This window comes from Nocardia sp. NPDC004415, from assembly GCF_053602435.1.
Genome location: NZ_JBSGDP010000080.1, coordinates 1 through 26,222, shown reverse-complemented (window position 1 = coordinate 26,222; position 26,222 = coordinate 1). Strand labels below are relative to the sequence as shown.

26 protein-coding genes, 3 tRNA genes and 1 pseudogene are annotated in these 26,222 nt (G+C 69.0%); 12 read left to right on the top strand and 18 right to left on the bottom strand.

Features of this window, described 5'->3' with window-relative positions; all coding sequences use genetic code 11:
• Positions 1-108: 108 nt before the first annotated feature.
• The gene (locus tag ACWEMY_RS26795; protein ID WP_452392251.1) at positions 109-657 is read right to left on the bottom strand and encodes a dTDP-4-dehydrorhamnose 3,5-epimerase family protein; all 549 of its coding nucleotides are present in this window, start codon (positions 655-657) and stop codon (positions 109-111) included.
• Between the two features lie 3 nt (positions 658-660).
• The gene (rfbA, locus tag ACWEMY_RS26790; protein WP_452392250.1) at positions 661-1,533 is read right to left on the bottom strand and encodes a glucose-1-phosphate thymidylyltransferase RfbA; all 873 of its coding nucleotides are present in this window, start codon (positions 1,531-1,533) and stop codon (positions 661-663) included.
• Between the two features lie 237 nt (positions 1,534-1,770).
• Here rfbA and ACWEMY_RS26785 point away from each other — a divergent pair, with 237 nt between their 5' ends.
• Entirely contained in the window at positions 1,771-2,826 is a 1,056-nt protein-coding gene (locus ACWEMY_RS26785) for an alpha/beta hydrolase (RefSeq protein WP_452392249.1), read from the top strand.
• Positions 2,827-2,923: 97 nt separating this feature from the next.
• Here ACWEMY_RS26785 and ACWEMY_RS26780 read toward each other — a convergent pair whose 3' ends face one another.
• The gene (locus ACWEMY_RS26780) at positions 2,924-3,625 is read right to left on the bottom strand and encodes a hypothetical protein (protein WP_452392248.1); all 702 of its coding nucleotides are present in this window, start codon (positions 3,623-3,625) and stop codon (positions 2,924-2,926) included.
• Between the two features lie 325 nt (positions 3,626-3,950).
• Here ACWEMY_RS26780 and rfbB point away from each other — a divergent pair, with 325 nt between their 5' ends.
• The gene (rfbB, locus tag ACWEMY_RS26775; protein WP_452392247.1) at positions 3,951-4,952 is read left to right on the top strand and encodes a dTDP-glucose 4,6-dehydratase; all 1,002 of its coding nucleotides are present in this window, start codon (positions 3,951-3,953) and stop codon (positions 4,950-4,952) included.
• 1 nt (position 4,953) lies between these two features.
• Here the strand turns inward: rfbB and ACWEMY_RS26770 are convergent, their stop codons facing one another.
• Positions 4,954-6,489 carry a DUF2142 domain-containing protein gene (locus ACWEMY_RS26770; RefSeq protein WP_452392246.1) on the bottom strand — a complete coding sequence of 512 codons (1,536 nt, stop codon included), beginning with the start codon at positions 6,487-6,489 and terminating at the stop codon, positions 4,954-4,956.
• Positions 6,486-7,454 carry a glycosyltransferase gene (locus ACWEMY_RS26765; RefSeq protein ID WP_452392245.1) on the bottom strand — a complete coding sequence of 323 codons (969 nt, stop codon included), beginning with the start codon at positions 7,452-7,454 and terminating at the stop codon, positions 6,486-6,488. Before ACWEMY_RS26765 ends, ACWEMY_RS26770 begins: the two co-directional genes overlap by 4 nt.
• 128 nt (positions 7,455-7,582) lie before the next feature.
• Between ACWEMY_RS26765 and ACWEMY_RS26760 the strand changes: the two genes are divergently transcribed.
• From ACWEMY_RS26760 to ACWEMY_RS26750, 3 genes are all read left to right on the top strand, one after another.
• The gene (locus ACWEMY_RS26760; RefSeq protein WP_375932579.1) at positions 7,583-8,113 is read left to right on the top strand and encodes a GtrA family protein; all 531 of its coding nucleotides are present in this window, start codon (positions 7,583-7,585) and stop codon (positions 8,111-8,113) included.
• A gap of 112 nt (positions 8,114-8,225) precedes the next feature.
• Positions 8,226-10,124 carry a glycosyltransferase gene (locus ACWEMY_RS26755; RefSeq protein ID WP_452392244.1) on the top strand — a complete coding sequence of 633 codons (1,899 nt, stop codon included), beginning with the start codon at positions 8,226-8,228 and terminating at the stop codon, positions 10,122-10,124.
• A 4-nt stretch (positions 10,125-10,128) separates the two neighbouring features.
• Positions 10,129-11,043, top strand: a complete 915-nt coding sequence (locus tag ACWEMY_RS26750; protein ID WP_452392243.1) for an N-acetyltransferase family protein — start codon at positions 10,129-10,131, stop codon at positions 11,041-11,043.
• Between the two features lie 29 nt (positions 11,044-11,072).
• Here ACWEMY_RS26750 and rsgA read toward each other — a convergent pair whose 3' ends face one another.
• The 6 genes from rsgA to ACWEMY_RS26720 all read right to left on the bottom strand — a co-directional run bounded on the left by rsgA (position 11,073) and on the right by ACWEMY_RS26720 (position 16,480).
• Entirely contained in the window at positions 11,073-12,104 is a 1,032-nt protein-coding gene (gene rsgA / locus ACWEMY_RS26745; RefSeq protein WP_375932588.1) for a ribosome small subunit-dependent GTPase A, read from the bottom strand.
• 199 nt (positions 12,105-12,303) lie between these two features.
• Positions 12,304-12,840: a hypothetical protein gene (locus ACWEMY_RS26740; protein WP_375932591.1), complete on the bottom strand. Its 537-nt coding sequence runs from the start codon at positions 12,838-12,840 to the stop codon at positions 12,304-12,306.
• 63 nt (positions 12,841-12,903) lie between these two features.
• Positions 12,904-13,968, bottom strand: a complete 1,065-nt coding sequence (gene glfT1, locus ACWEMY_RS26735; protein WP_375932594.1) for a galactofuranosyltransferase GlfT1 — start codon at positions 13,966-13,968, stop codon at positions 12,904-12,906.
• Between the two features lie 70 nt (positions 13,969-14,038).
• Positions 14,039-14,857 carry a galactan export ABC transporter ATP-binding subunit Wzt/RfbE gene (gene wzt, locus ACWEMY_RS26730; protein WP_452392242.1) on the bottom strand — a complete coding sequence of 273 codons (819 nt, stop codon included), beginning with the start codon at positions 14,855-14,857 and terminating at the stop codon, positions 14,039-14,041.
• Positions 14,858-14,870: 13 nt separating this feature from the next.
• Positions 14,871-15,698 (bottom strand): galactan export ABC transporter permease subunit Wzm/RfbD, encoded by an 828-nt coding sequence (wzm, locus tag ACWEMY_RS26725; protein ID WP_452392253.1) that lies wholly within the window; start codon positions 15,696-15,698, stop codon positions 14,871-14,873.
• Between the two features lie 200 nt (positions 15,699-15,898).
• On the bottom strand, positions 15,899-16,480 hold the full coding sequence (locus ACWEMY_RS26720; protein WP_452392241.1) for a bacterial proteasome activator family protein: 582 nt from the start codon (positions 16,478-16,480) through the stop codon (positions 15,899-15,901).
• 86 nt (positions 16,481-16,566) lie between these two features.
• Between ACWEMY_RS26720 and ACWEMY_RS26715 the strand changes: the two genes are divergently transcribed.
• On the top strand, positions 16,567-17,769 hold the full coding sequence (locus ACWEMY_RS26715) for a cysteine desulfurase-like protein (RefSeq protein ID WP_278260731.1): 1,203 nt from the start codon (positions 16,567-16,569) through the stop codon (positions 17,767-17,769).
• Here ACWEMY_RS26715 and ACWEMY_RS26710 read toward each other — a convergent pair whose 3' ends face one another.
• Positions 17,770-18,771, bottom strand: coding sequence for an NAD(P)H-quinone oxidoreductase (locus ACWEMY_RS26710; protein ID WP_452392240.1), 1,002 nt, complete (start codon positions 18,769-18,771; stop codon positions 17,770-17,772). It abuts the gene before it with no gap.
• A gap of 95 nt (positions 18,772-18,866) precedes the next feature.
• On the opposite strand from ACWEMY_RS26710, the gene ACWEMY_RS26705 reads away from it, so the two are divergent.
• Positions 18,867-18,956 (top strand) — tRNA-Ser (locus tag ACWEMY_RS26705).
• On the opposite strand, the gene ACWEMY_RS26700 is transcribed toward ACWEMY_RS26705, so the two are convergent.
• From ACWEMY_RS26700 to hisC, 4 genes are all read right to left on the bottom strand, one after another.
• Entirely contained in the window at positions 18,957-19,328 is a 372-nt protein-coding gene (locus ACWEMY_RS26700) for a nuclear transport factor 2 family protein (RefSeq protein WP_452392239.1), read from the bottom strand.
• Between the two features lie 145 nt (positions 19,329-19,473).
• Positions 19,474-20,235 carry a PRC and DUF2382 domain-containing protein gene (locus ACWEMY_RS26695; RefSeq protein WP_452392238.1) on the bottom strand — a complete coding sequence of 254 codons (762 nt, stop codon included), beginning with the start codon at positions 20,233-20,235 and terminating at the stop codon, positions 19,474-19,476.
• 173 nt (positions 20,236-20,408) lie between these two features.
• Complete coding sequence (locus ACWEMY_RS26690; protein ID WP_452392252.1) at positions 20,409-21,476, bottom strand: nitric oxide synthase oxygenase; 1,068 nt, start codon at positions 21,474-21,476, stop codon at positions 20,409-20,411.
• Between the two features lie 306 nt (positions 21,477-21,782).
• Positions 21,783-22,859 carry a histidinol-phosphate transaminase gene (hisC, locus tag ACWEMY_RS26685; protein ID WP_452392237.1) on the bottom strand — a complete coding sequence of 359 codons (1,077 nt, stop codon included), beginning with the start codon at positions 22,857-22,859 and terminating at the stop codon, positions 21,783-21,785.
• An 89-nt stretch (positions 22,860-22,948) separates the two neighbouring features.
• Here hisC and ACWEMY_RS26680 point away from each other — a divergent pair, with 89 nt between their 5' ends.
• The 4 genes from ACWEMY_RS26680 to ACWEMY_RS26665 all read left to right on the top strand — a co-directional run bounded on the left by ACWEMY_RS26680 (position 22,949) and on the right by ACWEMY_RS26665 (position 24,666).
• On the top strand, positions 22,949-23,692 hold the full coding sequence (locus ACWEMY_RS26680; RefSeq protein WP_452392236.1) for a dienelactone hydrolase family protein: 744 nt from the start codon (positions 22,949-22,951) through the stop codon (positions 23,690-23,692).
• A gap of 93 nt (positions 23,693-23,785) precedes the next feature.
• Positions 23,786-23,875, top strand: a tRNA-Ser gene (locus tag ACWEMY_RS26675).
• A 40-nt stretch (positions 23,876-23,915) separates the two neighbouring features.
• A tRNA-Arg gene (locus tag ACWEMY_RS26670) sits at positions 23,916-23,988 on the top strand.
• 72 nt (positions 23,989-24,060) lie between these two features.
• Positions 24,061-24,666, top strand: a complete 606-nt coding sequence (locus ACWEMY_RS26665; RefSeq protein WP_452392235.1) for a transglutaminase-like domain-containing protein — start codon at positions 24,061-24,063, stop codon at positions 24,664-24,666.
• A gap of 14 nt (positions 24,667-24,680) precedes the next feature.
• Here ACWEMY_RS26665 and ACWEMY_RS26660 read toward each other — a convergent pair whose 3' ends face one another.
• Positions 24,681-25,406: a maleylpyruvate isomerase family mycothiol-dependent enzyme gene (locus ACWEMY_RS26660; protein WP_452392234.1), complete on the bottom strand. Its 726-nt coding sequence runs from the start codon at positions 25,404-25,406 to the stop codon at positions 24,681-24,683.
• Positions 25,407-25,539: 133 nt separating this feature from the next.
• Positions 25,540-25,935: a RidA family protein gene (locus ACWEMY_RS26655; protein ID WP_375932628.1), complete on the bottom strand. Its 396-nt coding sequence runs from the start codon at positions 25,933-25,935 to the stop codon at positions 25,540-25,542.
• Positions 25,936-26,020: 85 nt separating this feature from the next.
• On the opposite strand from ACWEMY_RS26655, the pseudogene ACWEMY_RS26650 reads away from it, so the two are divergent.
• Positions 26,021-26,222: pseudogene (locus tag ACWEMY_RS26650) on the top strand (esterase-like activity of phytase family protein); the annotation flags it as partial.

The following is a 26,222-nucleotide window of genomic DNA, read 5'->3' as shown; positions in this document are numbered from 1 at the left end:
GGCGATACTCCGGCTTCGCCGTTACGTCTCGCCCTTCGGGTGCGAGGCGGCCGAAAACCCGTGGTGGGCGGCTTCTGAAACACGAGTTTCAGGAGCCGCTCAGGCGTATCAGGAGAACCCGGGGGCTGCCTCGTCCTTGGCGGAGCGGATGTAGGTGAGGGGGCGGCCGTCGCGGCCCTCGGTGGGCCAGTCGATGTTCAGGCGGGCGTCGAACGCGTCGAGGTCACGGTCGAATTCGGGGGTGTACTCGATCGAGCACAGGTAGGTGACTGTGGAGTTGTCCTCGAGGGAGAGGATGGCGTGGCCGAGGCCCTCGGACAGGAACACCGAGCGGCGGTGCACGTCGTCGAGCAGGACCGAGTCCCAGCGGCCGTAGGTGGGCGAGCCGGGCCGCAGGTCGACCACCACGTCGAAGAACGCGCCGCGCACGCAGGTCACGTACTTGGCCTGGCCGGGCGGGTTCTCGGTGTAGTGGATACCGCGCAGCCCGCCCGCGGCCGAGACCGAGGTGTTCACCTGGTGCAGCTCGAAGGGGCGACCGGTCGCCTTCTCGAACTCCGAGCCCTTGAACGACTCGCAGAAGGTGCCGCGGTCGTCACCGAGCAGGCGCGGGGTCATCACCCAGGCGCCGGGGATGGCGAGCTCTCGAAATTCCATGCGCTACCAGTCTTTTCCACGGTCGATGAGGTCGAGCAGATAGCGGCCGTAGCCCGAACGCACCATGGGCTCGGCCAGTTCGCACAGCTGCTCGTCGGTGATCAGGCCGCGCCGCCACGCGACCTCTTCGGGCACGCCGATCTTGAGGCCCTGCCGTTCCTCGATGGTGCGCACGTAGTTGGCGGCGTCGAGCAGGGAGTCGAAGGTGCCGGTGTCGAGCCAGGCGGTGCCGCGGGCGAGCACATCGACGCTGAGCTTGCCCTGCTCGAGGTAGGCGCGGTTGATATCGGTGATCTCGTACTCGCCGCGCGCGGAGGGGCGCAGGCCGCGGGCGATCTCGACCACGTCGTTGTCGTAGAAGTACAGCCCCGGGATGGCGTAGTTGGAGCGCGGGGTCTTGGGCTTCTCCTCGATCGAGACCGCGCGGCCCCGCTCGAACTCGACCACGCCGTAGGCGGTCGGGTCGCTGACCCAGTAGGCGAACACCGCGCCGCCGTCGATGTCGTGGAAACGCTCCAGGCTGGCGCCGAGGCCGGGGCCGTGGAAGATGTTGTCGCCGAGCACCAGCGCGGCGGGTTCGGTGCCGATGTGCTCCGCCCCGAGGACGAACGCGCTGGCCAGGCCGTCGGGCTCTGGCTGGACCCGGTAGCTGATCGAGACGCCGAACTGGCTGCCGTCACCGAGCAGCCGGGCGAACGCGTCGGCGTCCTCCGGCGTGGTGATCACCAGGATGTCGTCGATGCCTGCCAGCATGAGGGTGGACAACGGGTAGTAGACCATGGGCTTGTCGTAGACCGGGACGAGCTGCTTGCTCACCCCGCGCGTGATGGGGTGCAGCCGCGATCCGGTGCCGCCCGCCAAGATGATTCCGCGCATGGGCTGAGTCTATTGGCGGCTGTGGTGGTCGGTAACCCGAGGGCGCCGGAGAGAGCACGATCCGGATACGGAGGTTTCGGGGGTGGGCGTGTCGGGCGATAACCGGTACAGAGACGGCGCGCATCTGCTTATGTGAGCGTCGATGTGTGAAACATCACTGTGTTAGATGTCAGCGGCGACATCCGTACCGGGTCTTCCGGGCCGGGGTCGACGCGCCAGCTGTGAGGTAGGTGCGCGATGAAGGCGACCAGGATCGGTGGACCCGGAGTGATGGGCGGGCTGGCCGCCGCCGCGCCGGTCAAGACCGGTGGCAAGCAGCCCGCGGCGGGCATCGTGGTGAATTCCGGCCGGACCAGCACGTCCTCGCGGGTGCTCATGGGCGCCTGCCTCGGTCTCGTCGGACCGCTGCTGCGCACGGTGCCGATCAACCGGACGACCGTGCCGATCGGCGCCGTCGCGGTGGATCTGCTCGCGCGGTTGCGGCCCGAACCGCAGGGCATCGAGCGCGAGCAGATCCGGATGGACGGCTTCAAGATGGAGATGGTCCGCCCCGCGGGCGGCTCCCGCGCGCTGCGTCACGGCGCCATGCTCTACCTGCACGGCGGCGGATTCGCGGTCTGCGGGTTGCAGACCCATCGCGCGGTGGTGGCCGGGCTGGCGCGGCGTACCGGATTGCCTGTGCTCAATGTGGAGTATCGACAGCTGCCGGGCAACTCGGTCGACGGTGCCGTCGACGACTGTGTGCTGGCCTACCGCTGGTTGCTGCGGCACGGCGCCGACCCGGCCCGCATCGTCATCGCCGGTGATTCCGCGGGCGGCTTCCTCACCTTCGCCACCGCGATCCGCGCCCGCGAGATCGGCCTGCCGCTGCCCGCCGGGCTGGTCGGCCTGAGCCCGCTGCTCGATCTGGACTACCGGGCCAAGCAGGGCTACGTGAATGTCGAGCGCGACGCCTACATCTGTCTGAGCGCGTTGCAGGCGGTGGTGCATCTGGGCGCCGAGCAGCTCGGTCCGCTCGACCCGGCGCTGTCGCCGGTCAACGCCGACCTCGCCGGGCTACCGCCGGTGCTGCTCATCGCCGCCGAGGACGAGCTGCTGCGCTACGACTGCGAGCTGATGGCCCACCGGCTCACGGCCGCGGGCGTGCCCAACACGCTGGAGTTGTGGCGCGGCCAGGTGCACGCCTTCATGTCGATCCTGCCGAGCATGCCGGAGAGCCGCTCGGCGCTGGGCCGGGTCTCGAAGTTCGTGCGGGCCGCGCTGGAACCGAGCCGGTCGGCGCGCTCGGCCTAGGACACCGGCGCCCGGCCACCCGGGCCCGGCGACGCGAAAGCGGTCTCCGCCCATCCGGACGGAGACCGCTTTCGCGTGTCCTGCGTTGCCGCGAAGCCTACTTCTTGGCCGGGGGAACGAAGGGCGAGTTGATGATGCCGAAGTAGTTGACGACCTCGACAACCGCGACCGGCGCGGTGATCAGGATGGTACCGACGACACCGAGGAAGGACGCCCCCGCGGCAGCGCCGACGATGCAGCCGACGACCGGGCCCGCGCCCAGCAGGAAGGCGACCGGAGCCGACGCGGCGCTGCCGAGCGCGGCGCCGCCGATGCAGCCGATGAGACCACCGAGCACGGTGGTGGTCAGGCCGGCAATGGTGGCGGCCAGGCCGATGTTGTCCTTCATGCGCGAGTAGGCGGCCTTCTCACGCTCGTACTCGTTCTTGAACTCGGCCTGACCCTCGAACGGCAGGGCGACCGGCTTGTAGACGGCGTGCTGCTCGTCGAGCTGCGGGGTCAGCGTCACGGTGCGGTCGACGACCTGCGCGGCCACCGGGAACTCGTGGTCGAAGACCTGCGTGGCGAGGGGAATGCCGGCCATCACGGTGCCGTCGTTCGCCTTGACCGTCAGCTTGCCGTTCTCGGCGACGAGCGAGCCGGAATCGACGGTGAGCGCGAGGGTTCCGGCCTCTTCGTCGATCTTGTAGGAGAGGTTGACGGGCAGCGGAGCCGCCTGGGCGGGCTCGGCGTGCGCGGTGCCGACGGAGACGCCAAGGGCGGCGATCAGCAGCGCCGAAGTCGCGGCGAATTTCCTCATCTGCATTTTGGTAGATCCTCGATGTCGAAACGTTTCGGAGGGGACCCGATGATCAAAAGCCGCCGCAGCTAACGAGCGGTGAACCGGCCGTGACCGTTCATTCAAATTCCGTTCACCGCTGATACTCCGGCGCCGGTGCGGAGCCCGAAACCTGAGTGTTGACCGGCCGTTTTCTCAGGAATGGCGACGCGAAGTCTTAACCTAACCCGCTCCACTGTGACCGACATCACGGCATAAAGGCCTGGAGACCGTCCGTGCGGCAACACTTTCCGCTGTTCGTCCGGGCCGTCCCCGGGTACGTGGGCAGGCACGTATCGTTGGTCGGGTGCGAGTGCTCGTAACCGGCGGGGCCGGGTTCATCGGTGCGAATTTCGTCCAGCAGACCGTGGCGACACGGCCGGACGTCGGCGTGACCGTGCTGGACGCGCTCACCTACGCGGGCAATCGCGCCTCGCTCGACCCGGTCGCCGACCGCGTCGAATTCGTGCACGGCGATATCGCCGATCTCGACCTGGTCGACAATCTGGTCAGCGGGGTCGACGCGGTGGTGCATTTCGCGGCCGAATCGCACAACGACAACTCGCTGGCCGAACCGTGGCCGTTCGTGCAGACCAATATCGTCGGCACCTACTCGCTGCTGCAGGCCGTGCGCCGTCATGACGTGCGCTACCACCACGTCTCCACCGACGAGGTCTACGGCGATCTCACCCCCGAGGACCCGGCCTTCACCGAGTCCACCGCCTACAACCCGTCGAGCCCGTACTCGGCCACCAAGGCGGGCAGCGATCTGCTGGTGCGCGCGTGGACCCGCTCGTTCGGCGTGCGCGCGACGCTGTCGAACTGCTCCAACAACTACGGGCCGTACCAGCACGTGGAGAAGTTCATCCCGCGCCAGATCACCAACCTCATCGACGGCGTGCGCCCGCGCCTCTACGGCGCCGGGCACCAGGTGCGCGACTGGATCCACGTCGACGACCACAACCGCGCGGTCTGGGATGTCCTCGACCGCGGCCGGATCGGCCAGACCTACCTCATCGGCGCCCAGGGCGAACTCGACAACCTGCGCGTGGTCCAGATGATCCTCGAGGCGTTCGGCCGCGCGCCCGACGACTTCGATCACGTCACCGACCGCCCCGGCCACGACCAGCGCTACGCCATCGACGCGAGCCTGCTGCGCGAGGAACTGGGCTGGTCGCCGCGCTACGCCGACTTCCGCGCCGGCCTGGCCGACACCATCGCCTGGTACCGCGACAACGAGGCGTGGTGGCGGCCGAAGAAGGCCGCCACCGAACGCGCCTACGCGGCGGCGGGCGAGCGCACGCTCTGAGTCAGCCCCAGACGACGGTGTAGTACGTCGCGGCCGCGCCGATCAGGGCGAACACCGACGCGCCGACCACCGTGATCGCGGTGCCGCGCGTGGGCGTCGTGCCCTCGGCGTCGGTGAGCCGCAACGGCACCCAGCGCGCCACCACGGCCAGACCCATGATCGCCAGCGGCACGAAGTAGCGGCCCTGCACGCCGTCGATGATGTAGAAGTCCACCGGCGTGAACGACATGTACAGCGTCACGTAGATCATCGCGACGCTGGCCAGCACGGTCAGCGCGACGATGAGGGTGCGGCGGAAGGTGGCCGTTACCGTGCTCATCCGCTCGGCGATGCCGAAGCTCACCGCGAAGGCGATCAGGCAGGCCAGCATCGAGACCGCGGGCACGTCCACGTAGGCGAAGCCGAGTTCACCGAAGAACTGGTTGAACCAGCGGTGATCGCGCAGCGCGATGCTCTCGCCGAAGGTGTGCACGAACTGCACCGGATCGCTGAGCACGCCCTCGAGCTGGTCGCCCGGACGGACCTGACCCCACTGGTGCGGCGGGCGCATCAGGCTCATGCCGTCACCGGTCGGCGCCGCGATCTTGGTCCAGGCCAGGAACAACCCGGCACCGACCGCGGCGAAGACCCACGGCAGGAACCGGCGCTTGCCGGTGAAGCCGAGCCGCTCGGCGGGCACGACCACCACGAGCATGGCCAGCAGGACGTAGGTCGGCTTGCTCAGCGGCAGCGCGATCGTCGCGGCGAGCAGCGCGCCGGTCTCCACCGGGCGCAGCCGGTCACCCACGAACAGCGCCTTGAGCAGCAGTGCCGAGGTCATGATGGCCAGGGCGTTGGTGAGCGTGTCGGCGGTGACGGTACCGGCCTGGAACAGCGCGATCGGCAGCACCGCGACGGTGAACACCAGCCACTGGCTGCGCCGCTCGCGCAGCGCGTAGAGGCCGAAACCGACCACGGCGAGATAGGCGAGCAGCCCGGCCAGGCGGGTCAGCAGGTACATCCCGCCCACGCTCAGGCCCAGCGCCTCGCCGAGGCGGATGCCGACCGCGGCGGGCACGTACGGCACCGGCGAGTAGGCGGCGGTGTTGGTGAACCACATCTGCTTGGTGGCCTCGGAGATCGGGGCGTCACCGAGACGGTCGTAGGCGGCCGGGTCGGCCACCATGGCGTCGGGTTCTTCGGGGTTGTCGTTGTAATCGCGGAAGGCGTAGTCCATGAGCGCGTCGACGCTCACCGGGATCTCGCCGCCGTAGGCGACGCCGCGATCGTCGGCGATGCGCTGCGGGAAAACCCCGCCGTGCGCCACCTGGTAGGCGCGGCCGAACTGGGTCAGCTCGTCGTGGCCCCAGAACGGCGGGGTGAGCACGGCGAACAGCGCGCCGAACACGGTGGCCACGATCGTGAAGGCGACCGTGGCGGCGCCGAAGCGGCGCGTCAGCGCGCGGACCGGGGCCAGCGCGCGGTCCTTCTTCGACGTTGCGGGAGAGGGTTGCTTGTCGAGCTCGACGGTGGCGTCCGGCTCGGTGGAGGTGGTCACCGACGATCTCCGGCGGTGCTGGTCTCCTCGACACCCACGGCCGAATAGCGCAGGTAGATCAGGCGCGCGGCCTCGTGCCGGGAGCGGCGGATGCCGTCGAGGATCAGGCCCGCGGTCCAGGCCAGGCTGCCCAGCAGCAGCAGCGTGAACCCGAGGAACAGCGTCGGGAACCGCGCCACCTCGTGGGTGTTGTAGAACTCGATCACGATCGGCACGGTGAGGATCACCGAGAGCAGCCAGGCCAGCGTGCCGAACAGGCCGTAGAACGCGACGGGGCGTTCGTGCCGGGCCAGGCCCAGGATCAGCGCGAGGATCTTGGTGCCGTCGCGGTAGGTGCGCAGCTTGGACTCGCTGCCCGCCGGACGATCACGGAAACCCACCTGCACCGCGGTCTGCGGGACGCGCAGGTGCAGCGAGTGCACGGTCAGCTCGGTCTCGATCTCGAACTCGCGCGAGACCGCGGGGAAGCTCTTGACGAAGCGGCGCGAGAACACCCGGAAACCGCTGAGCATGTCCTCGACGTTCTCGCCGAACACCTTGCCCACCACGCCGTTGAGCACCTTGTTGCCGGTCTCGTGGCCGGAACGGTAGGCGCTGGAGTCGGTGTCGTCCTGCTTGCGCACGCCGAGCACGTGATCGTAGGGGCCCTCGAGCAGCGTCTCGATCATCAGCGGGGCCGCCGACGCCTCGTAGGTGTCGTCGCCGTCGATCATCAGGTAGATGTCGGCCTCGATGTCGGCGAAGGCGCGGCGCACGACATTGCCCTTGCCCTTGGTGTTCTCGAACCGCACGATCGCCCCGGCCTCGCGGGCGCGTTCGGCGGTGCGGTCGGTGCTCAGGTTGTCGTAGACGTAGACGACGATCCCCGGCACGGCGGCCTTGAGGTCGGTGACGACCTTGGCGACCGCAGCCTCCTCGTTGTGGCAGGGGACCACGGCGGCAATGCGAAGCTCGGTGGAGTCCACCCGGGTCAATCCTCGAATGTCGGCAGCAATCGGACAGCCGGGAGGTTACACAGCGCACAGCGCGTTCGCTCACCCGGTTCGGCGAGCTTAACGCGGGACCGGAAAGGCCATCAGTGTACGGTCGGCCCGTGTCCCAGCCCGATCTGCCCGAACCAGCTCCCGCATCGTTCACGGCGAAGGTGGTGACGGCACTGCGGCAGGGCGCCGCGTTCCTCGTCGTCGGCGCGGTCGGGTTCCTCGTCGACGCGGGCACCTACAACCTGCTGGTCTTCTGGGACGGCGGGTTGTCCTTCTCCGAGGGTGTGCTCTATCACTTCCCGCTACCGGCCAAGATCATCGCGATCGTGGTGGCCACCGTGGTCACCTACTTCGGCAACAAGTGGTGGACGTTCTCGCACAAGAAGACCGACAACCCCGGGCGCGAATACCTTCTGTACTTTTTGTTCAATGTCGTCGCGATCGGTCTGCAACTCGGCTGCCTCGGCTTTTCCCGCTATGTGCTCGATCTGTCGAGTCCGCTGTCGGACAATATCTCCGGCACCTTGATCGGCCAGATCGTCGCGGTGGTATTCCGCTATTGGGCCTACGACAAATTCGTCTTCACCGGCTCCGCGGCTACCGAGGAGCAACACGCGCGGGGTGCGGCAACCCCTCACTGACGGCGCGAGGGGGCCGGGCGATTGATATCCTCACCCCCGCCCGCCGCGTCACCCCTTTCTTTACGTGACTACCTGCGTCGGCGCAGTCGATACCGAGAATTTCGAGGACTTCATGGAACAGTCGGCTACGGGAGCCGTGACCGAATCGAACGATCGGCGCGAGGCCGCGCCCGCCTCGCTGCGGGGTGAACACACCGCGCCCGAACGGCTGGTGCTGGCGCGCGGCATCTTCACCGGGCCCTCGGCCCGGGTCAGCGACGAGCTCTACGCCGTCGTCAAGGGGGGCGCCGCGGTGCGTGAGCGCCTGGCGCTGCACCTGCCCAAGGGTGCCACCGCGCACACCAACACCTACTTCGGCCGCTTCGCCGCCAGCTACTGGCAGCGCTGGACCACTGTCACCGAGGTGCGCGTGGACGCGCAGCTCACCGTCGGCAACAAGGCCAATGTGCGCCTGGTCGCCTCCGACATCGCGGGCCACCGCCGCATCATCGCCTCGCTGGTGGCCACCTCGAGCGGCTATGTCAGCCTGAGCGCCCCGCTGGACCAGTACGTCGACGGCGGCGCGCTGTGGCTCGAGTTCGACGCCATCGGCGGCTCGCTCGACATCAGCGAGCTGGCCTGGACCGCGCAGGCGCCCGAGACGGTGCGCCCGGTCGCCATCGCCATCTGCACGTTCAACCGCGCCGAGGACTGCGCGCACACCGTCGCCGCGCTGGCCTCGGACCCGACCGTGCTGGCCGCCATCGACGCGGTCTACGTCGTCGACCAGGGCACCGACCTGGTGCAGGATCGTCCGCTGTTCCAGCAGGTGCGGCCCGACTTCGGTGACAAGCTGCGCTACCTGCGCCAGCCCAACCTCGGCGGCGCGGGCGGCTTCACCCGCGGCCTCTACGAGGTGTCGGCCGCCAACGATCACGCCGACGTGATCCTCATGGACGACGACATCCTCTGCGAGCCCGAGACCGTCCTGCGGTTGCAGGCCTTCGCCAACCTGACCGTCGAACCGACCCTGGTCGGCGCGCAGATGCTGTTCCTGCTCAACCCCGACTACCTCAATGTCGGCGCGGAGGAGGTGCACCTGCACGAGCTCAAGCACGGCCAGAAGGTGCCCAAGGCACTGCGCAACACCTCCATGCTCAAGAAGAACCAGGAGCGCCGCGTCGACGCCGGCTACAACGCCTGGTGGACCTGCCTGATCCCGGCCGAGGTCGTGCGCAAGATCGGCCTGCCGGTGCCGATCTTCTTCCAGTGGGACGACGTGGAGTACGGCATCCGGGCGCGCGAGCACGGCTTCGTCACCGTCACTCTGCCCAATGCCGCGGTCTGGCACGCCGACTTCTACTGGAAGGACTACGACGACTGGGCGCGCTACTTCTCCACCCGTAACTCGCTCATCGTCGGCGCCCTGCACACCGATCTCGACGGCAAGGCCATCACCAGGGAGTTCTTCCGCTACATCGCCGAGCACCTGGTGGGCATGCAGTACGGCCTGGTACACACCACGCTGCAGGGCATCGAGGACTTCATGAAGGGCCCGAAGGTGCTGCGTGACGGCGGCATCGACGCCCTCGCCGCCGCCCGCACCTCGCGCGGCGACTACCCGGAGACCATCAAGCACCCGGCCGCCACCCCGCCGGTGAACTCCGCCGACATCCAGGTGCGCCGGGCCAGCGGTGAGCCGAGCCGGGTCACCCTGGTACTCATCAAGCGCGCGATCACCCAGTGGACCGGCCGCACCCAGCCGGGCCTGATCGGTGTCACCCGTGAGGACGCGCACTGGTGGCATGTCGGCCTGTTCGACCACGTGGTCGTCACCGACGCCTCCCAGTCCGGTGTCCGCGTGCGCCGTCGCGACAAGGCCCGCGCCCGCGCCCTGCTCATCCGCACCTACCGCACGCTGCGCAAACTCCGCAAGGAACTGCCCGCGTTGCAGGCCGAGTACCGCGCGGCCGTCCCGGAACTCACCAGCCGGGAGAACTGGGCCCGCCTGTACGGGATCGACCCGAGCTGATCCGGTGACCTACACCGTCCGGCCCGCCTCCGCCACCGACGCGGAGGCGGCCACCGGACTGCTGGCCGAGCTGCACGCGCATTTCGACGTTCACCGCCCGGCCGATCTGTTGCGCCGCACGCGCAGGCTGTCCCGGTTCGACTACGGGAAAGGGGACCCGCCGCCGCTGCTGATCCTCGACGGTGACGCACCGATCGGCTTCGCGACCTACGACCTGTCCCTCCCGAGCAAGTGGTGGTCCGGCAGCCTGCGGATCTCGGAATTCCTGGTCACCGCCTCGGCCAGGGGAACCGGCGCGGGTGCCCTCCTGCTGGCCGAACTGCACACGATCGCGCGCACCGCCGGGGTCGTGGTGCGCGAACCCGACCAGGCCGGGCCGGAGGTGTTCACCACCGAGGAGCGCTACATCGGCTCGCACGTCATCCACTTCGCCCACGAGCGCAAGCGCGCCGAGCACTGGATCGCGCTGCGCGCCGCCGCGGCCGAGAACGGCTGGCCCGCACCACGACTCGACGACCGCTGGCACACCGAACTCCACGACGACCCCGAACCGGGCCACCTCTACGCCGAGGGCGAGGTGCCGTTCCTGCTGCTGCCCGACGGCCGGGTCGTCACCGCGCGATTCCGGACGATCTACGTCGAGGAGTACCTGGGCCACGGCCCGGAGAACCGCTGGACACTGGCCCTGGACGGCCGCGAGCTGCGCACCCACGGGCAGCTGCGGATCGATCACAGCTGGTCACGCGCGGAGAACCGGCCCGCGCTCGCCGTGCCCGTCGACGGCGGGGCCCTCATGGTGAGCTACGAGTACTACGACAGCAACCACTTCGGTTCCGACTCGGGCACCATCGACTACCTGATCGACCTCGACACGAACACCGTGACGCGACACGAGCACCTCACCTTCGAACCGGACTAGCCGGATCGACAGGCGAGGTGCTCGCGGATTCAGCGGCGCCCGCGTTCGCGATACAGCTTGCGGTTCTGCTTGGTGATATCGCGCCACACGCGTTCGCGTTCGGCGGCCAGGCGCTTGTCGGTGCGCGCGGCCATCCACTCGTTCTCCCTGGCCAGCTTGCGATAGCTGGTCAGCCTGCGTTCGGTGAGGGTGCCCTCGGCCAGGGCGGCGCGGACCGCGCACCCGGGTTCGGACTCGTGCGCGCAGTCGGCGAAACGGCAGTCCCGCGCGAGGGTTTCGATATCGCTGAAGGTCTTGCCGATCCCTTCGGCGGCGTCGTACAGGCCGATGCCGCGCAGGCCGGGAGTGTCGATGAGCGTGCCACCGCCGGGCAGCGGGCGCAGTTCCCGGTGCACGGTGGTGTGCCTGCCCTTGCCGTCCACCGCGCGAACGGCGTTGGTGGCGAACACTTCCGCGCCGAGCAGCGCGTTGGCGAGGGTGGACTTGCCCGCGCCGGACGGCCCGATCAGGGCGACCGTTCCGTCCAGCAGCGCACCGAGCACGTCGAGCCCGACCGCCGCGGCCGAACTCACCGCCAGCACGGTCGCCCCCGGCGCGACGGCGCGCACCTCGTCGAGCGGAACATGATCGGCCGCATCGGCTTTGGTGAGCACGACGACCGGCTGGGCATTGCTCTCCCAGGCCAGGGCGAGCATGCGTTCGATCCGCCCCAGGTCGACGTCACCGTCGGCGGCGGTACAGATCAGCACGGTGTCGACATTGGTGGCCAGCACCTGCGCCTCCGACCGGCCGGAGACCGAGGATCGCATGATCGCCGAACGTCGTGGAAGCAGCTGCCGCACAGTGCGTTCGGCGTCGAGGCCGACCCAGTCGCCGGTGCACAGGCCGGTGATGTCGCGGGAACAGGCGGCCCTGGCCGGGCCGGTGGGTGTCACCACATCGCATTCGCTGCGATCCATCCGCACGATGCGCGCGGGCACGAGATCACCGAGCAGGGGGAGATATTCGGAAGCTACGGCTTCGGTCCAGCCGTAAGGGACGAGCAGGTCGTGGTCGACCATGAGAGGAGATCCTTCGCCGGGGCCGAGCCCGACGACGGGCTCAGCGAGAAGAGTTGGAGGGGGAGTCCACAGCGGTGGCGTGCCTACGCACAGCGCACCCGGGCACGGCAATCCTCACCACGGACATCCACCTCCTCATCTCTCTCGCTGGTTCCCTCACTCTGCCGCACGGCCGGACCGCAGGCAAACTCTTTTTCGGCTACGGGACGAAGACCTCGGTGGTCTGGGGCAGGTTGGGCTTGTCGGTGCGGACGGTGACCTGGACCCGGCCGGGGCCGGTGTTCACCACCACGTCCTGGACCGGGTAGGTGCTGGTCTGGCCTGCGGGGATGAAGCGGGTCACCGAGCCGGTGGCGCCGTTGTCCAGGTTGCGCCAGTCGAGGACCATGTTCACATCGCAGGCCAGCAGGGTCGGTGCCCAGTTGCCGAGCGGGGAGAAGCCCTGCGAGATGATCAGCGCGATGCTGTGCGTGGCGCCGGGTGCCACGCTCGGGGACGTGAGCGGTCCGTCGAACGCGGTGCCCGAGACATTGAGCAGGCTGGCGCAGATGCCGTTGCCCACGCTCAGCACCGGTGCGGTGCGCAGATCGTTCATCACGCAGCTGCGCGGGCCCACATTGGACCACCCGAGCTGGCAGGGGTCCTCGGCGTGCGCGGTGCCCGGTGCCGCCAGGCACAGCGCGGCACCGGCGAGCACGGTGGCGGCAGCGGACGCAAAACCCTTAGTGGAAGTCACGTTTTGAATCGTAGGACGAACCCTCCCACATACCTAGCAGGAACGACCCCCGATTTCTGGGGGCTAGTCCGGTTTCCCGAAGTGCTCGTTGCGGCCCAGCGAGCGCAACCGGAACCATTCCTTGAGCCCGGCCGGGTCGCGGCGGGTCACCAGGAAGAACCAGGAGAACCGGATCCATTCCTGCGGCAACAGCTTGCGCATCCCGGGCTGCGACATCAGGTAGCCGCGATTGCGGTAGGTGAAATAGCGCTTGACCGGGTCGTCCGGGTACTGGGTGTGCATCCGCCCGCCCAGGATCGGCTTGAACTCCTCGGCGCCGTTGGGGTGCAGATAGGCCGTCTGCAGACAGGTACCGAACGGCAGCCCGGAACGCACCAGGCGGCGATGCACCTCCACCTCGTCACCGCGCACGAACAGGCGCAGATCGGGCACGCCGATCAGGTCCACGGCCTTGGCCGAGATCAGCGCGCCGTTGAACAGCGAGGCGATGCCGGGCAGGAAATCCTCGTCGCCGAGCTCCGAGCGCAGCCGCCGCCACACCACCCCGCGCCGCAGCGGGAAGGCCAGCCGGTCGGGTTCGTCGATATCGCAGACCACCGGCGAGACCTCCACCAGGTTGTGCCTGCGGGCGCAATCGATCAGGGTGGCCAGCACCTCGGGGCCGTCGGGGCGACCGTCGTCGTCGGCCAGCCACACCCAGTCCGCGCCGAGCGTGAGCGCGTGCAGCATGCCCAGCGCGAAGCCGCCCGCGCCGCCGAGATTGTGCCGCGAACCCAGGTAGGTGGCCTCGATCGGCTGCTGGGCGACCAGCTCGGCCACCTCGTCCTCATTGGCGTTGTCGACAACGATCAGATGGTCCACCGGGCGCGACTGCGAGGCCAGCACCTTCAGCGACTCGGCCAGCAGCTCACGGCGCTTGTGCGTGACGACCACCGCGACGATCCGCGCGCCGGCGCCGGTATCGGTGGTCAGGTCGGCCGGTTCCGCACCCGGCGGCAGCTCGGCGTCGTCGGGCAGTACCGCGGCGGGCTCGACGGGCGCCGCCGTGGCCTCCAGCCGGTCGGTCATGCTGAACCCGCCCGGAACACTCGGCTGGTCCGCACCCGCCTTCGGCTGTTGCCCGCTCATGCTGTTGCTCCGGGCATGCTCGGGCGGCCTCCGTGGTTACACTCCGCTACCGCCTCCGGCCGCTGACCGATCATGCCTTGTTCTGCTCCAGTTCGTTCTCGGTCTCCAGTTCACGCAGCACCTGTGCCACGTGATTACCCGCGTCGGGACCCTCGTACGCTCGCACAACTTCCTCGATCCCGCCGTGCAAGCGGATCTGCCCGTGGTCGACCCACATGGCGGTGTCGCAGAGCTGGGCGAGGAACTCGTTGGAGTGGCTGGCGAAGACCAGGATGCCCGAGCGCGCCACCAGCGACTGCAACCGCGTGCGCGCCTTCTTCATGAACTCCGCGTCGACCGCGCCGATACCCTCGTCGAGCAGCAGGATCTCGGGGTCGATGGAGGTCACCACGCCCATGGCCAGGCGCACGCGCATGCCGGTGGAGTAGGTGCGCAGCGGCATCGACAGGTACTCGCCGAGCTCGGTGAAATCGGCGATCTCGTCGATCTTGGCCAGCATCTGCTTGCGGGTCTGCCCGAGGAACAGGCCGCGGATGATGATGTTCTCGTAGCCGGAGATCTCCGGGTCCATGCCGACCCCGAGGTCGAAGACCGGGGCCACCCGGCCGCGGATGCGCGCGCTGCCGCGCGAGGGCTCGTAGATGCCCGACAGCAGCCGCAGCAGCGTCGACTTGCCCGCGCCGTTGTGGCCGACCAGGCCCACCCGGTCGCCTTCCTTCAGCGACATGGTGATGTCACGCAGCGCCTCGACCACGACCACGTCCGAGCCGTTGCGCCCGATCGCGCCACCGGCCTTGCCGAGGAACGCCTTCTTCAGCGACCGCGACTTGGCGTCGAAGATGGGGAACTCGACCCACGCCTGCTGGGTTTCGATACTCACACGGCTCATGGCCTGATTGCTCCTAAACCCAGTACGGGACGCGGGCACGGTACTGCTTCATCGCCACAATGGCGACGATCCAGCCGACCACGGTGATCGCGGCGACGATCGCCCAGTGATGCCACTGCGAGGGCTCGCCGAGCAGGGGAGCGCGCACGATCTCCAGGTAGTGATAGGTGGGGATGATCTCGAGCAGCTTGGCGCGATCGCCCGCACCGCCGACCGAGTTCTCCAGCGCCTTGGTCGACCACATCACCGGGGTCAGCACGAACAGCATCAGCGTCATCGAGCCCAGGATCGGGGCGATGTCGCGGTAGCGGGTGGAGAAGATGCCGAACACGATCGACACCCACATGGCGTTGAGGAACAGCAGCGCGATCGCGGGGACCACCAGCAGCACCGAGGCATCCAGATCCCGCCAGATCGAGAACGCCACCAGCAGCACCGCGTAGATCGCGGCATTGTGGGTGAAGAACAGGAACTGCCGCCAGACCAGGCGATACACGTGCACACTCAGCGCCGAGGGCAGCTGTTTGATCAGGCCCTCGTTGGCGATGAACACATCGGAGCCCTCGAGGATCGCCGCGTTGATGACGTTCCAGACGATCAGGCCGACGGTCACATACGGCAGGTACTCGCTGATCGGCTGGTCCAGCAGCGTGGAATACAGCAGACCCATGGCCAGCGCCTGCAGGCCGGTCGCGATGGTGATCCAGAACGGGCCCAGCACCGAGCGGCGGTAGCGCTGCTTGATGTCCTGCCAGCCCAGCGACAGCCACAGCTCGCGCTGACCGAAGCCCTCGCGCATGTCCTGGAAGGCTCGCTTGAAGGTCTGCGAGTCCGACACCATCGGCGTCGCCACGAGTAGGGGCGCGTCGGCGGTCGCCTCGGCCTCGGCGGCCGCGGCCACGTCGGCCTCGGTCACCGGGGAGTTGTCGTCAGAATGCACGGAGCTCTCTTCGGGACGAGCGGAAGCGGCGGCGGGCACGGTCCCCGACCTTACAGGGTTGGACCTGCGCTGGTGCCGGGTGTGCGGAGGCCGGCCAGGGCCTAGAGATACTGTCCCCCGCCCACGTGCCCGGTGGCCTTGGGGTCACCCGCGTGCATCCCCGGCGGCAATGCCCCCTGACGCATCTGCTCGAGCTGGGCCCGCGCGGCCATCTGCTGGGCGAACAGCGCGGTCTGGATGCCGTGGAACAGGCCCTCCAGCCAGCCCACCAGCTGGGCCTGGGCGATGCGCAGTTCGGCGTCCGACGGCACCGACTCGTCGGTGAAGGGCAGGGTCAGCCGTTCCAGTTCCTCGCGCAGCTCGGGGGCGAGGCCCTGCTCGAGCTCACGCACCGAGGACTTGTGGATCTCCTTGAGGCGCGAGCGGCTGGCGTCGTCGAGCGGAGCCGCGCGCACCTCTTCGAGCAGCTGCTTGATCATGGTGCCGATGCGCATCACCTTGGCGGGCTGCTCGACCATGTCGGCCAGCGATTCCTCGGGTGCCTCGCCGGTGGGCTTCTCCTCGTCGGCGACCACCTGCCCGGTGAAGGCGGCCGCACCGTCGGAGTCGGCGGGCACCGTGACCGGACGGCCGTCGGGGCCGATCACGACGATGGATTCGGGGACATCCTCCGAGTGCGTCATGTCCCCATCATTGCGTGTGTGTCGGGTTCGCGCTAAAACCCCCACGCGGTTACATCGCGACGCCCGCTGCCCTTAAAGTGGCCACCATGACTTATGACGTCGCGAGGGTTCGGGGCCTGATACCGTCCCTGGGCGACGGCTGGATCCATCTGGACCCGCAGGCGGGGATGCTGGTTCCCGATTCGGTATCTCGTGCCGTCTCAACGGGTTTCCGTACCTCCTCGTTTTCTCATATCGGCCGCCACGGCGCGGCGACCCGCAGCGGCGCGATCCTCGACGCCGCCCGCGAGGCGGTCGCCGACCTGGTCGGTGGAGATCCGGCCGGCGTCGTGCTCGGACCCGATCGGGCGGTACTGCTGGCCTGGCTGGCCGAATCGCTGAGTTCGCGCCTTGGCCTCGGCACCGGCATCGTGCTCTCCCGCCTGGACGACGAGGCCAATGTCGCGCCCTGGCTGCGCATCGCCAACCGCTACGGCGCGCACGTGCGCTGGGCCGAGGTGGAGATCGAGACCTGCGAGATGCCGTCGTGGCAGTTCGAGGAACTGATCGGCCCCACCGCCCGCCTGGTCGCGCTAACCGCCGCCTCCCCGATAGTGGGCTCGGCGCCCGCGGTGCGGGTGGCCGCCGACCGCGTGCACGACGTGGGCGGCCTGCTGGTCGCCGACGCGTTCGGCGCCGCGCCCTACGCGCTCATCGACATCGACGACCTCAACGCCGACGTGGTCGCGCTCAGCGCGCCGTCCTGGGGTGGTCCGCAGGTGGGCGCGCTGGTCTTCCGCGACCCGGCCTTCCTCGACCGCATCCCGTCGATGTCGCTCAACCCCTATGCCAAGGGCGCTGAACGCCTCGAGGTGGGCGGGCACCAGTACGCCCTGCTGGCCGGGCTCACCGAGTCGATCGACTTCCTCGCCGGCCTCGACGACCGTGCCACCGGCACCCGCCGCGAACGGCTCGAGGTCTCCATCACCTCGTTGCAGGACTATCACGACCAGCTCTTCGATCACCTCATGCAGGTGCTGGAGAAGGTCGAGAACCTGACCGTCATCGGGCGGGCGTCCACCCGCATCCCGACCGTCAGTTTCACGATGGCCGGGATGCAGGCGGAGAAGGTGGCCGCCAAGCTGGCCGACGCCAGGATCGGCACGGTCAGCGGGGTGCACGGCGGTAGCCGCCTGCTCGACGCGCTCGGCGTCAACGACGAGGGCGGTGCCGTCACCATCGGCCTGGCGCCCTACACCACCCGCTACGAGATCGACCAGCTCGGCCGCGCGCTGAGCGCCCTGGAATAGCTACTCGCGCACCCGCAGCACCACCTTGCCGAACGTGGTCGGCTCGTCGAGCAGTTCGTGCGCCCTGGCCGCCTCGGTGATCGGTAGTTCGGCGTGGATCACCGGCACCACCTCGCCCGCGGCGACCAACGGCCACAGCTCCGCGCGCACGGCGGCCACCACCTCGGCCTTGCTGCCCACGCCCACCCGCGGCCTGCCGCGCAGATTCGTCGCCTGCACCGTGCCCCACTTGCGCAGCAGCGCACCCAGATCGAGCTCACCGGTGACCCCGCCCTGCATGCCGATCACGATCAGCTGCCCGTGCGGCGCGAGCGCCTCGACATTGCGCTGGAGATAGGCCGCGCCCATATTGTCGAGGATCACGTCGGCGCCCGCGCCACCGCCGGGCGCGGGCTGGGCCGCCATCTCGGCGACGAAATCCTGGGTCCGGTAGTTGATCAGCAGCTCGGCGCCGAGTTCGGCGCACCGGGCCAGTTTCTCGTCCGAGCCCGCCGTCACCGCGACCCGGGCGCCCAGCTGCCGCGCCACCTGGATGGCGTGCGTCCCGATCCCACCGCCGCCCCCGTGGATCAGCACCAGCTGCCCGGCCCGCAGCCCCGCGGTCAGCACGAGGTTCGACCACACCGTCGCCGCCACCTCGGGCAGGCCCGCGGCCGCGACCAGATCGAGCCCGTCCGGGATCGGCAGCAACTGGGTCGCGGGCACCGCCACCCGCTCGGCGTACCCGCCGCCGCTGAGCAGCGCGCACACCCGATCACCCACCTGCCAGTCGCGCACCCCTTCCCCGAGCTGCACGACGGTCCCCGAACACTCCAGCCCCAGCACCGAACTGGCGTCGGCGGGCGGTTGATAGAACCCGCGCCGCTGCAACACATCCGCCCGGTTCACCCCCGCCGCGACCACCTCGACCAGCACCTCACCGGGCCCCGGCTCCGGATCGACGGTCACGGTCCACTCCATCACCTCGGGTCCACCGAACCCGTTCAACTCGATTGCGCGCATAGCTCGATCCTTCCCCCGCGACGCCCCCACCGCGAGCACCCGCGCCCCGCCGCCGACAAACCCGCTTGCGACGATCCGCTACGATTCCTGCTCAGGGAGACGTGGCAGAGCGGCCGAATGCACTCGCCTTGAAAGCGAGCGTGGCGTAAAAACCACCGGGGGTTCAAATCCCTCCGTCTCCGCCATCAGCCGGGTTCGTCCCACGCCTGGATCGAGGTCTGGTCGACGATGCGGCCGTCGCGCAGGTCGGCCATGGAGTGGACCAGGACGCGGGTGCCGTCGGGGTAGCGGCAGGATTCGACGAAGGCGATGTGGTCGCCGTCGGTCAGCAGGCTCTCCAGTTTGTGGGTCATCTCGCGGGCGCACACGTCGTCGAACAGCGCGCCGATCGCCGCGCGGCCGTGCAGGACCCGGGGGTGGCTGGGCTGGTCGTAGTGGTCGACCATCCGGATCTCGGCGTCGTCGCCGTAGAGCGTCAGCAGGGTGGTCGCGTCGCGGCCCTCTATGCCGCGGCGCAGCGCGTCGGCATCGAATCCCGGAGTTGATGCGGTGCTCATCTGAGGTCTCCTCGCTAGTCGTCAGCGAGCCGGACCACGCCGATTCGGCCCGTTGACCAGCACATTACGCCCGCTGCGCCGCCCAGGGAATGCCGTGCGGGCAGCCGCCCACCGAGACGGTGAGCGGCTGCGGCCGACAGTGCGGTCAGCGCTTGTCGCGGCGCCGATCGTCCTCGATTCCCTCGGTCTCCACCTGTTCCTTGCGGACGGTGCCGGTGACGGTCCGCTCCTCGTCGACCTCGTCGACCGCCAGACGCACCCGCTCGACCGGAACCGCCTCGGTGTCGACCTGCACCCGGTCGGCGTGCAGGACCACCTCGCGCTCCTCCTCGCTGATCTCGGGCCTGCGACCGCGGTCCTGGTCGGTGATCGGTTCGCGTTCCACGCGCACTTCCTCGTGGCTGACCGGCACCCGCACGTTCTGTTCCTCGGTCACGACGTACTTGCGCAACCGCGCGGTGCCGACCTCTTCGCTCTCGGTCGCGACCCGCAACTGCTCCTCGGAGCGGATCATCTCCGGATCACCGTGCGTCATCGGCTCGTCACCGCCGGGGCGGATCGGCTGACGCCCGTAGGTGTTCCACCCGGCCGCGCGCGGGTCGACGTGATAGTGCCGGAACAGTTCCTGCTCGGACTCGGGGCTGATCCGTCCGCCCTCGTCGCGGTGCGGCGCGGATTTCACCGTTTCCTTGTCGACGTGCAGACTCAGCGAGTCGTCGTCGGCGCGATGCTCGGCCCCGGCCAGCGGTACCAGCGAATCGCTGGAGAACAGGCCGGTGGAGACGGCCGCCCAGGTCGGGGAACCGGTGGCGTTGTCGATGAAGATCTGCTTGACCTTGCCGATCTTCTCGCCCCGCTCGTCGTACGCGGTGGCGCCGATCAGCGAATCCAGGGTCTGTCTGCTCATGATCGAACCTCCTACCTGCGCGGAGGCCGGTCACCTCGGGTGCGGTGACGGCTCCGCTGTGTTGTGGTGATCGGTTTCGTGCAGCGCCCGGAACACACCGGGTCAGCTACTCCGAGGCAAATACCCGAGGGGGTTCGCCACAAACACGCCGGGTCAGAGCCGTCTTCGCGGGTTCAGCCCTCGCGCTTGACGAAGTTCGGGCGTACGTCCATGTCCGGCTCGTCGTAGTAGCGGTGGAAGGTGGGGGTCAGCCCCGAGGAGATCGGCGGGTTGACCCAGCTCCAGTCGGTGGGGCAGCGGCGGCCCGCGGCCTCCTCGCGCTGGACGTGGTCGCAGAACTGCTTGGCCACCGTGTGGTGATCGACCATGTGCACCCCGGCGGCACGGAAACTGTGCAGTACGGCGTGATTGAGCTCGATCAGCGCCTTGTCGCGCCACAGGGTGCGCACCGAGGAGGTGTCCAGGCCCATCAGATCGGCGATCAGCGGGAGCATGTTGTAGCGGTCGGTGTCGCTGAGATTGCGCGCGCCGATCTCGGTGCCGACATACCAGCCGTTGAACGGGGCGAACGGATAGCTGATGCCGCCGATGTCGAGGTCCATGTTCGAGACCGCGGGCAGCGCATGCCATTTCAGGCCCAGCGAGGCGAACCAGGGATAGTCGGGATGGATCAGGTCGACCTCGCGGACCAGTTCGCGCGGCACCTCGAAATACCGCACGTCCTCGTCGGGCGCGCTGATCAGCACCGGCAGCACATCGAACGGGGTGCCCTCGCCGCACCAGCCCAGTGCCCGCGCCTGCTCGGTGGCGGCGATATTGGCCGGGTCGCCGGTGACCGTCCCGTCCCCGTTGCGGTACCCGGCGTACCGGATCAATTGACTGCTGACGATGCGGAATTCGCCCTGTCCGGGCACCCGCTGCGGACCCACCGTGACCATCGACTGGATCGCGCCGCCATTGGTGGCCAGGCGCAGATGCTCCCAGCACACGTCGGCGAGTTCGGCGGCCGAGGTCACCTGGCGGGCGTCGAGGAGTTTGAGCGTGCGCCAATGTTTGCGGCCCACGCATCGCGCGTGATTGCGCCAGGCCAATTTCGCGCCGATCAGTATCTCCTCGGCGGTCTGGCGGTACGTGCCGGTGTCGCGCAATTCCGCCAGCGCGTCGAGGCGCCGCCGTTCGGGCAGGTGGCCGAGTTCGGGGTAGCGGAAGAACTCGTCGCAGTCGCGTAGCCTGCGCTCCAGGTCGGCGTCCGGTTCGGTGAAAGCTGGTGGCGCGGTGATGGTTTCGCAGACGAGCGGGCGCGATCGTTGGTTCACGGGACATCTCCGGTCGGGCAGCGGGGTGCGGGGCCGTGCGGGCGGACCCGGGCTGCGTCGACGAAGCTGCCGGCACCACTGGACCCGGCCGGTGCGCGTTCCGGTGACAGCTGCGTCGCCGGTGCCCGAATTCGCTGTGCGCCAGCCTATTGCCGGTGTGCTGGCAGTGTGCTCGAATTCGCCGTAATCACACCGTGACTGGCTGTCAAGGGCCGATGACCGTGCGCCGGACTAACGGAATCGCGCGGCATTCTCCGGTGCCGTGGCGAAAGCGAGGAACAGTTCGTTCTCGCGCGGATCACCGATCGTCACCCGCACGCCGTCCCCGGCGAACGGCCGCACCAGCACCCCGGCCGCGGCGCTCGCCTCGGCGAAATCGAGGCTGCGCGCGCCCAGCGGCAGCCAGACGAAGTTGGCCTCGCTCGGCGGCACCTCGTAGCCCGCGGCCAGCAGCGCCGCGCGCACCTCGTGGCGCTGCGCCACCAGCACGTCGGTCCGGTCGAGCAGCTCGCCGCGCGCCTCCAGCGAGGCGATGGCCGCGGCCTGGGCGAGCTTGTTCACGCTGAACGGGATGTGCACCTTCAGCAGGGCGGTGATCACCTCGGGATCGCCCACCGCGTAACCCACCCGCAGGCCCGCCAGGCCGTAGGCCTTCGAGAAGGTCCGCAGCACCACCACGTTGGGGCGGGTGCGGGCGATCTCGACGCCGTCGGGGTGGGTCTCGGGGGTCAGCCGCAGGTATTCGTAGTAGGCCTCGTCGAGCACCACCAGCACGTGCGCGGGCACCCGGTCGAGGAACCGTTCCAGCTCGGCGCGGCCGTGCGCGGTGCCGGTCGGGTTGTTGGGATTGCAGACGAAGATCAGCTTGGTGCGCTCGGTGACCGCCTCGGCCATCGCGTCCAGATCGTGCAGGTGGCCCTCGGCCAGCGGCACCGGCACCGCGGTGGCATTGCCCACCTGGGTGACGATCGGGTACGCCTCGAACGAGCGCCAGGCGAAGACCACCTCGTCGGTCGGCGCGTCACAGGTGATCTGCACCAGCTCCTGGCACAGCGCCACACTGCCGCAGCCCACGGCCACATTCGCCACCGTCACACCGAGGAACTCGGCCAGCGCGCCCCGCAGCTCGGTGACCTGGTTGTCCGGGTAGCGATTGGCCTGCTCGGCGGCCTCCGCGATGGCCTTGGCAGCGCTGGGCAGCGGCCCGAAGGTCGTCTCGTTGGACGCGAGTTTCACCGCGTCGGGGTGGTTGCGGCCGGGAACGTAGGCCGGGATGGTGGCGAGATCGGGCCGGATATGCGCTGACACACCTCCACCCTACGATGAGCGCCCCGATCGACGCGCGGCGCGGCCGCGCAGACCTACCCAACCGCGGTTTCGCCGCCTACGCTGGGTTTATGCCGGGCACTTATGACGACGTCGCCCCTCTACGGCCGGAGCAGGCCGCCGGCGAGGAGGGCGGTGTGGACACGGTGGAATCCGCGACGCGCACCGCGGTGCCGATCACCGTGGTCGAGCCCGAGCGCACGGCCCGCGGCGGCATCGTCGTCCTGCACGAATCGCGTGAGTTCCCGCCGCAGCTGCTCGAGCTGATGCGTTCGCTGGCCTTCGAGGGCTGGATCGTCGTCGCCCCGCACCTGCTCGACCGCCTCCCCGACGACGACATCCACGACGTCTTCGGCGAGGAACTCTTCGGCGACTTCGACGCCGGTTTCGACTGGCTCACCCGCCGCGGCGTCTTCCCCGACACCATCGGCGTGCTCGGCTTCGACACCGCGGGCACCGCCGCCTTCCTCGTCGCCACCACCCGGCCCATCGGCGCCGCGGTGAGCGTGGCCGCCTCCGGCATCACCGAGCCGCTTCCCGGCCAGGACGCCGCCCTCGTCGCGCTCGCCCCCGGCCTGCAAGCTCCCTGGCTCGGCCTGTTCGGCGACGACGACCCCACCACCCCGCCCGAAGCCGTCGACCAGCTCCGCGAGTCCGCCGCCCGCGCCCCTGTGGCCAGTCTCACCATCACCTATCCCGGCCTGAGCCACCGCGCCGATCGCCCCGACCCCGACCCCGACGACGACACCGCCACCGAGATCCGCATCGCCTCCCAGACCCGCATCTACGACTGGTTCGACAGCAATTTACGCTGATTGACCAGGCGTTTTGGACTACTTCACCGCCTCGTGTAATCTTCATTCCCGGCGGTTCGAGAAGAACCGGTGCCCTCGAAAGAGAAGGCTCCAGGAGGCGTGCCAGAGCGGCCGAATGGGACTCACTGCTAATGAGTTGTCCCTTCACGGGGACCGGAGGTTCAAATCCTCTCGCCTCCGCCACACCCGGTCCGCCGGGTAACAACTGAAGATGCACCACCATGCGCCCGTAGCTCAACGGATAGAGCACTTGACTACGGATCAAGAGGTTAGGGGTTCGAATCCCTTCGGGCGCACAACAATCCGCCTCCTACCAGCGTCAGCCGGTAGGAGGCGGATTTCGTTTGTGGCGGGATAGATTGTCGGGCGTGAGTGGCCATCCTGTTCTCTGTCCGGCGCTGCCTCCGGCTGCGTATCTCGCGGGGGACTCCGTCGTTCAGGTCGATGATCCGGGGGTGCTCGCGTTGGCGGATGATCTTCGGCGGGGTGTGGCGGATGATGTCGAGTTCGCTCGGGTGGCGTTCGAGTGGGTGCGGGATGAAGTCGGGCACTCGTTTGACGTTCGGGATTCTCGGGTGACCTTGGCCGCGGGTGAGGTGCTGCGGGAGCGGGTGGGGCTCTGTTATGCGAAGTCGCATCTGCTCGCCGCGGTGTTGCGTTCGGCGGGGATACCGACCGGGCTCTGCTACCAACGGCTCGCGCATGGTGATGGTTTCGTATTGCACGGGTTGGTTGCCGTCCATCTGGGTGGGGGATGGCATCGGCAGGATCCGCGGGGGAACAAGGAGGGGGTTGTGGCTGAGTTCTCCCTGGGCAGTGAGCGGTTGGCGTGGCCGGTCGATCCCGGGTCGGGGGAGGTCGACTATCCGCGGCTGTTCGTCTTCCCGGCTGTTTCGGTCGTCACCGTCCTCCGGGGCGCAACCGATGTGCTGTCCATCTACGACACCGGGTTGCCTTCGGCTCTGGACGGTTGAGGTCGGGCCCGCGCCTACTTCCAGGCGGGGAGTGGGGGGAGGGGGCCGGTGAGGTCTTGGCCGGGGGAGCGGCCGATGAGCCAGGCCAAGAGGGCGTGGGAGGGGCCGACGATGGTGTGGTGGGGGCGGCCGGGGCCGAGGGTGGCGATGAAGTCGGTGTCGGTGGCCTGGATGTCGAAGGTGGGGGTGGCCGCGGGTTCGAGCTTGGTCGCGAGATCGATGACGGATTCGGGGAGCAGGCGGGACACGAAGGCGGCGGGCCAGTCGGCGGGGGTGTAGCCGGTGCCGAGGTCCACGTGGTGGATCTCGGTCTCGCGCAAGCGCATCCAGGGGATCTGGTCGGCGGTGAGCGTGCCGCCCTGGCGGTTGCGGACCTCGGCGGTCCAGTCCGGGTCGGGCATGGTGGTGGCGACGGCTTGCCAGCGGTGCGCGGAGGCGGTGAAGTCGGCGTACTGCACGTCGAGCGGGCGGGGTGCGCCTGCGTCGATATCGGCGTCGCGCAGCGCCCCGCTCGCGTACTGCGGGATCTCGATACCGGTGCGCGCCCACAGCAGCAGATTCAGCAGGCTGTCGGCATTGCGCGACATGTGTGCCAGCAGGTGGCCACGGGTCCAGCCCGGTAACCGCGACGGTTCGGTCAGCGCCGTCTCGGTGAGGGTGCCGATCGTGGTGTCGAAGCGCGCGGTGGACGCGGCGACCTGATCGAGCAGGTCGGTGGGAGTTGCCGTTTCGCTGGTCACGGGGTCGAGCGTAGTCGCCGGCGTCGAGCGGACGCCGCCGATCCGGGCCGCCTGTGGATAACTCCGAACCTGTGGATAACTGGGGATATTTCGGGCTTCGCGCCGATCCGCCGGAGCGGGCGCGTGTGACGATTCAGTCAGCGACGATCGCGTCCGCCTCGATCTCGATCAGGAGCTCGGGGGCGATCAGCGCGGAGACCTCGTACATGGCGGCGGCGGGCCGGATCGCACCGAACACCGCGGCGTGGGCGGCCGCGACCTCGGGCCAGCGGGCGATATCGGTGACGAACAGGCGGGTGCGCACCACATCCCGCAGGCTCGCGCCCGCCTGCTCGAGCGCGGCGGCGATACGGATCAGGACCTCTTCGGTCTGCGCTCCGATGTCGTCACCGCCGACCGCCCCGCCACCGGGGATCGCGGCCGTGGTGCCGCTGACGACGACATGAGCGCCCACGCGCACCGCCCTGGAGTACCCGACGACATCTTCGAAATCGGAGGCAGAAGAGATGTTCACCCGACTTGTGGTCATGACAGCCAGAATGATCCACCGACTGCTGGATGACAATTCACGCGCTGGTCGCCTACCGGACGATTCACCACGGTACGCAGGGCAGGTGAACGCACGACCAGGTCTACGCCTCTTCCCCCTCACCGCCGCGCTCTGCGCCGCGGCCGCCCTCGCGGCAGGCTGCTCGACGCCGAGTTCCGCGGGTTTCACCGCGAGCAAGGACCAGCCGCTGGTGCTCTCGCTCGACGACCTGGTCGCCGCGGCGGGCACCAGCGCGGTGCTCGGGGTGCGCGTCGACCCCGAGCACG

Bases quoted from the DNA above. Each gene is read 5' to 3' on its own strand.
- ACWEMY_RS26795 (WP_452392251.1), bottom strand. From the start codon at position 657: ATGGAATTTCGAGAGCTCGCCATCCCCGGCGCCTGGGTGATGACCCCG.
- rfbA (WP_452392250.1), bottom strand. From the start codon at position 1,533: ATGCGCGGAATCATCTTGGCGGGCGGCACCGGATCGCGGCTGCACCCC.
- ACWEMY_RS26785 (WP_452392249.1), top strand. From the start codon at position 1,771: ATGAAGGCGACCAGGATCGGTGGACCCGGAGTGATGGGCGGGCTGGCC.
- ACWEMY_RS26780 (WP_452392248.1), bottom strand. From the start codon at position 3,625: ATGAGGAAATTCGCCGCGACTTCGGCGCTGCTGATCGCCGCCCTTGGC.
- ACWEMY_RS26755 (WP_452392244.1), top strand. From the start codon at position 8,226: ATGGAACAGTCGGCTACGGGAGCCGTGACCGAATCGAACGATCGGCGC.
- rsgA (WP_375932588.1), bottom strand. From the start codon at position 12,104: ATGGTCGACCACGACCTGCTCGTCCCTTACGGCTGGACCGAAGCCGTA.
- glfT1 (WP_375932594.1), bottom strand. From the start codon at position 13,968: ATGAGCGGGCAACAGCCGAAGGCGGGTGCGGACCAGCCGAGTGTTCCG.
- wzt (WP_452392242.1), bottom strand. From the start codon at position 14,857: ATGAGCCGTGTGAGTATCGAAACCCAGCAGGCGTGGGTCGAGTTCCCC.
- wzm (WP_452392253.1), bottom strand. From the start codon at position 15,698: ATGGTGTCGGACTCGCAGACCTTCAAGCGAGCCTTCCAGGACATGCGC.
- ACWEMY_RS26720 (WP_452392241.1), bottom strand. From the start codon at position 16,480: ATGACGCACTCGGAGGATGTCCCCGAATCCATCGTCGTGATCGGCCCC.
- ACWEMY_RS26715 (WP_278260731.1), top strand. From the start codon at position 16,567: ATGACTTATGACGTCGCGAGGGTTCGGGGCCTGATACCGTCCCTGGGC.
- ACWEMY_RS26710 (WP_452392240.1), bottom strand. From the start codon at position 18,771: ATGCGCGCAATCGAGTTGAACGGGTTCGGTGGACCCGAGGTGATGGAG.
- ACWEMY_RS26700 (WP_452392239.1), bottom strand. From the start codon at position 19,328: ATGAGCACCGCATCAACTCCGGGATTCGATGCCGACGCGCTGCGCCGC.
- ACWEMY_RS26695 (WP_452392238.1), bottom strand. From the start codon at position 20,235: ATGAGCAGACAGACCCTGGATTCGCTGATCGGCGCCACCGCGTACGAC.
- ACWEMY_RS26680 (WP_452392236.1), top strand. From the start codon at position 22,949: ATGCCGGGCACTTATGACGACGTCGCCCCTCTACGGCCGGAGCAGGCC.
- ACWEMY_RS26655 (WP_375932628.1), bottom strand. From the start codon at position 25,935: ATGACCACAAGTCGGGTGAACATCTCTTCTGCCTCCGATTTCGAAGAT.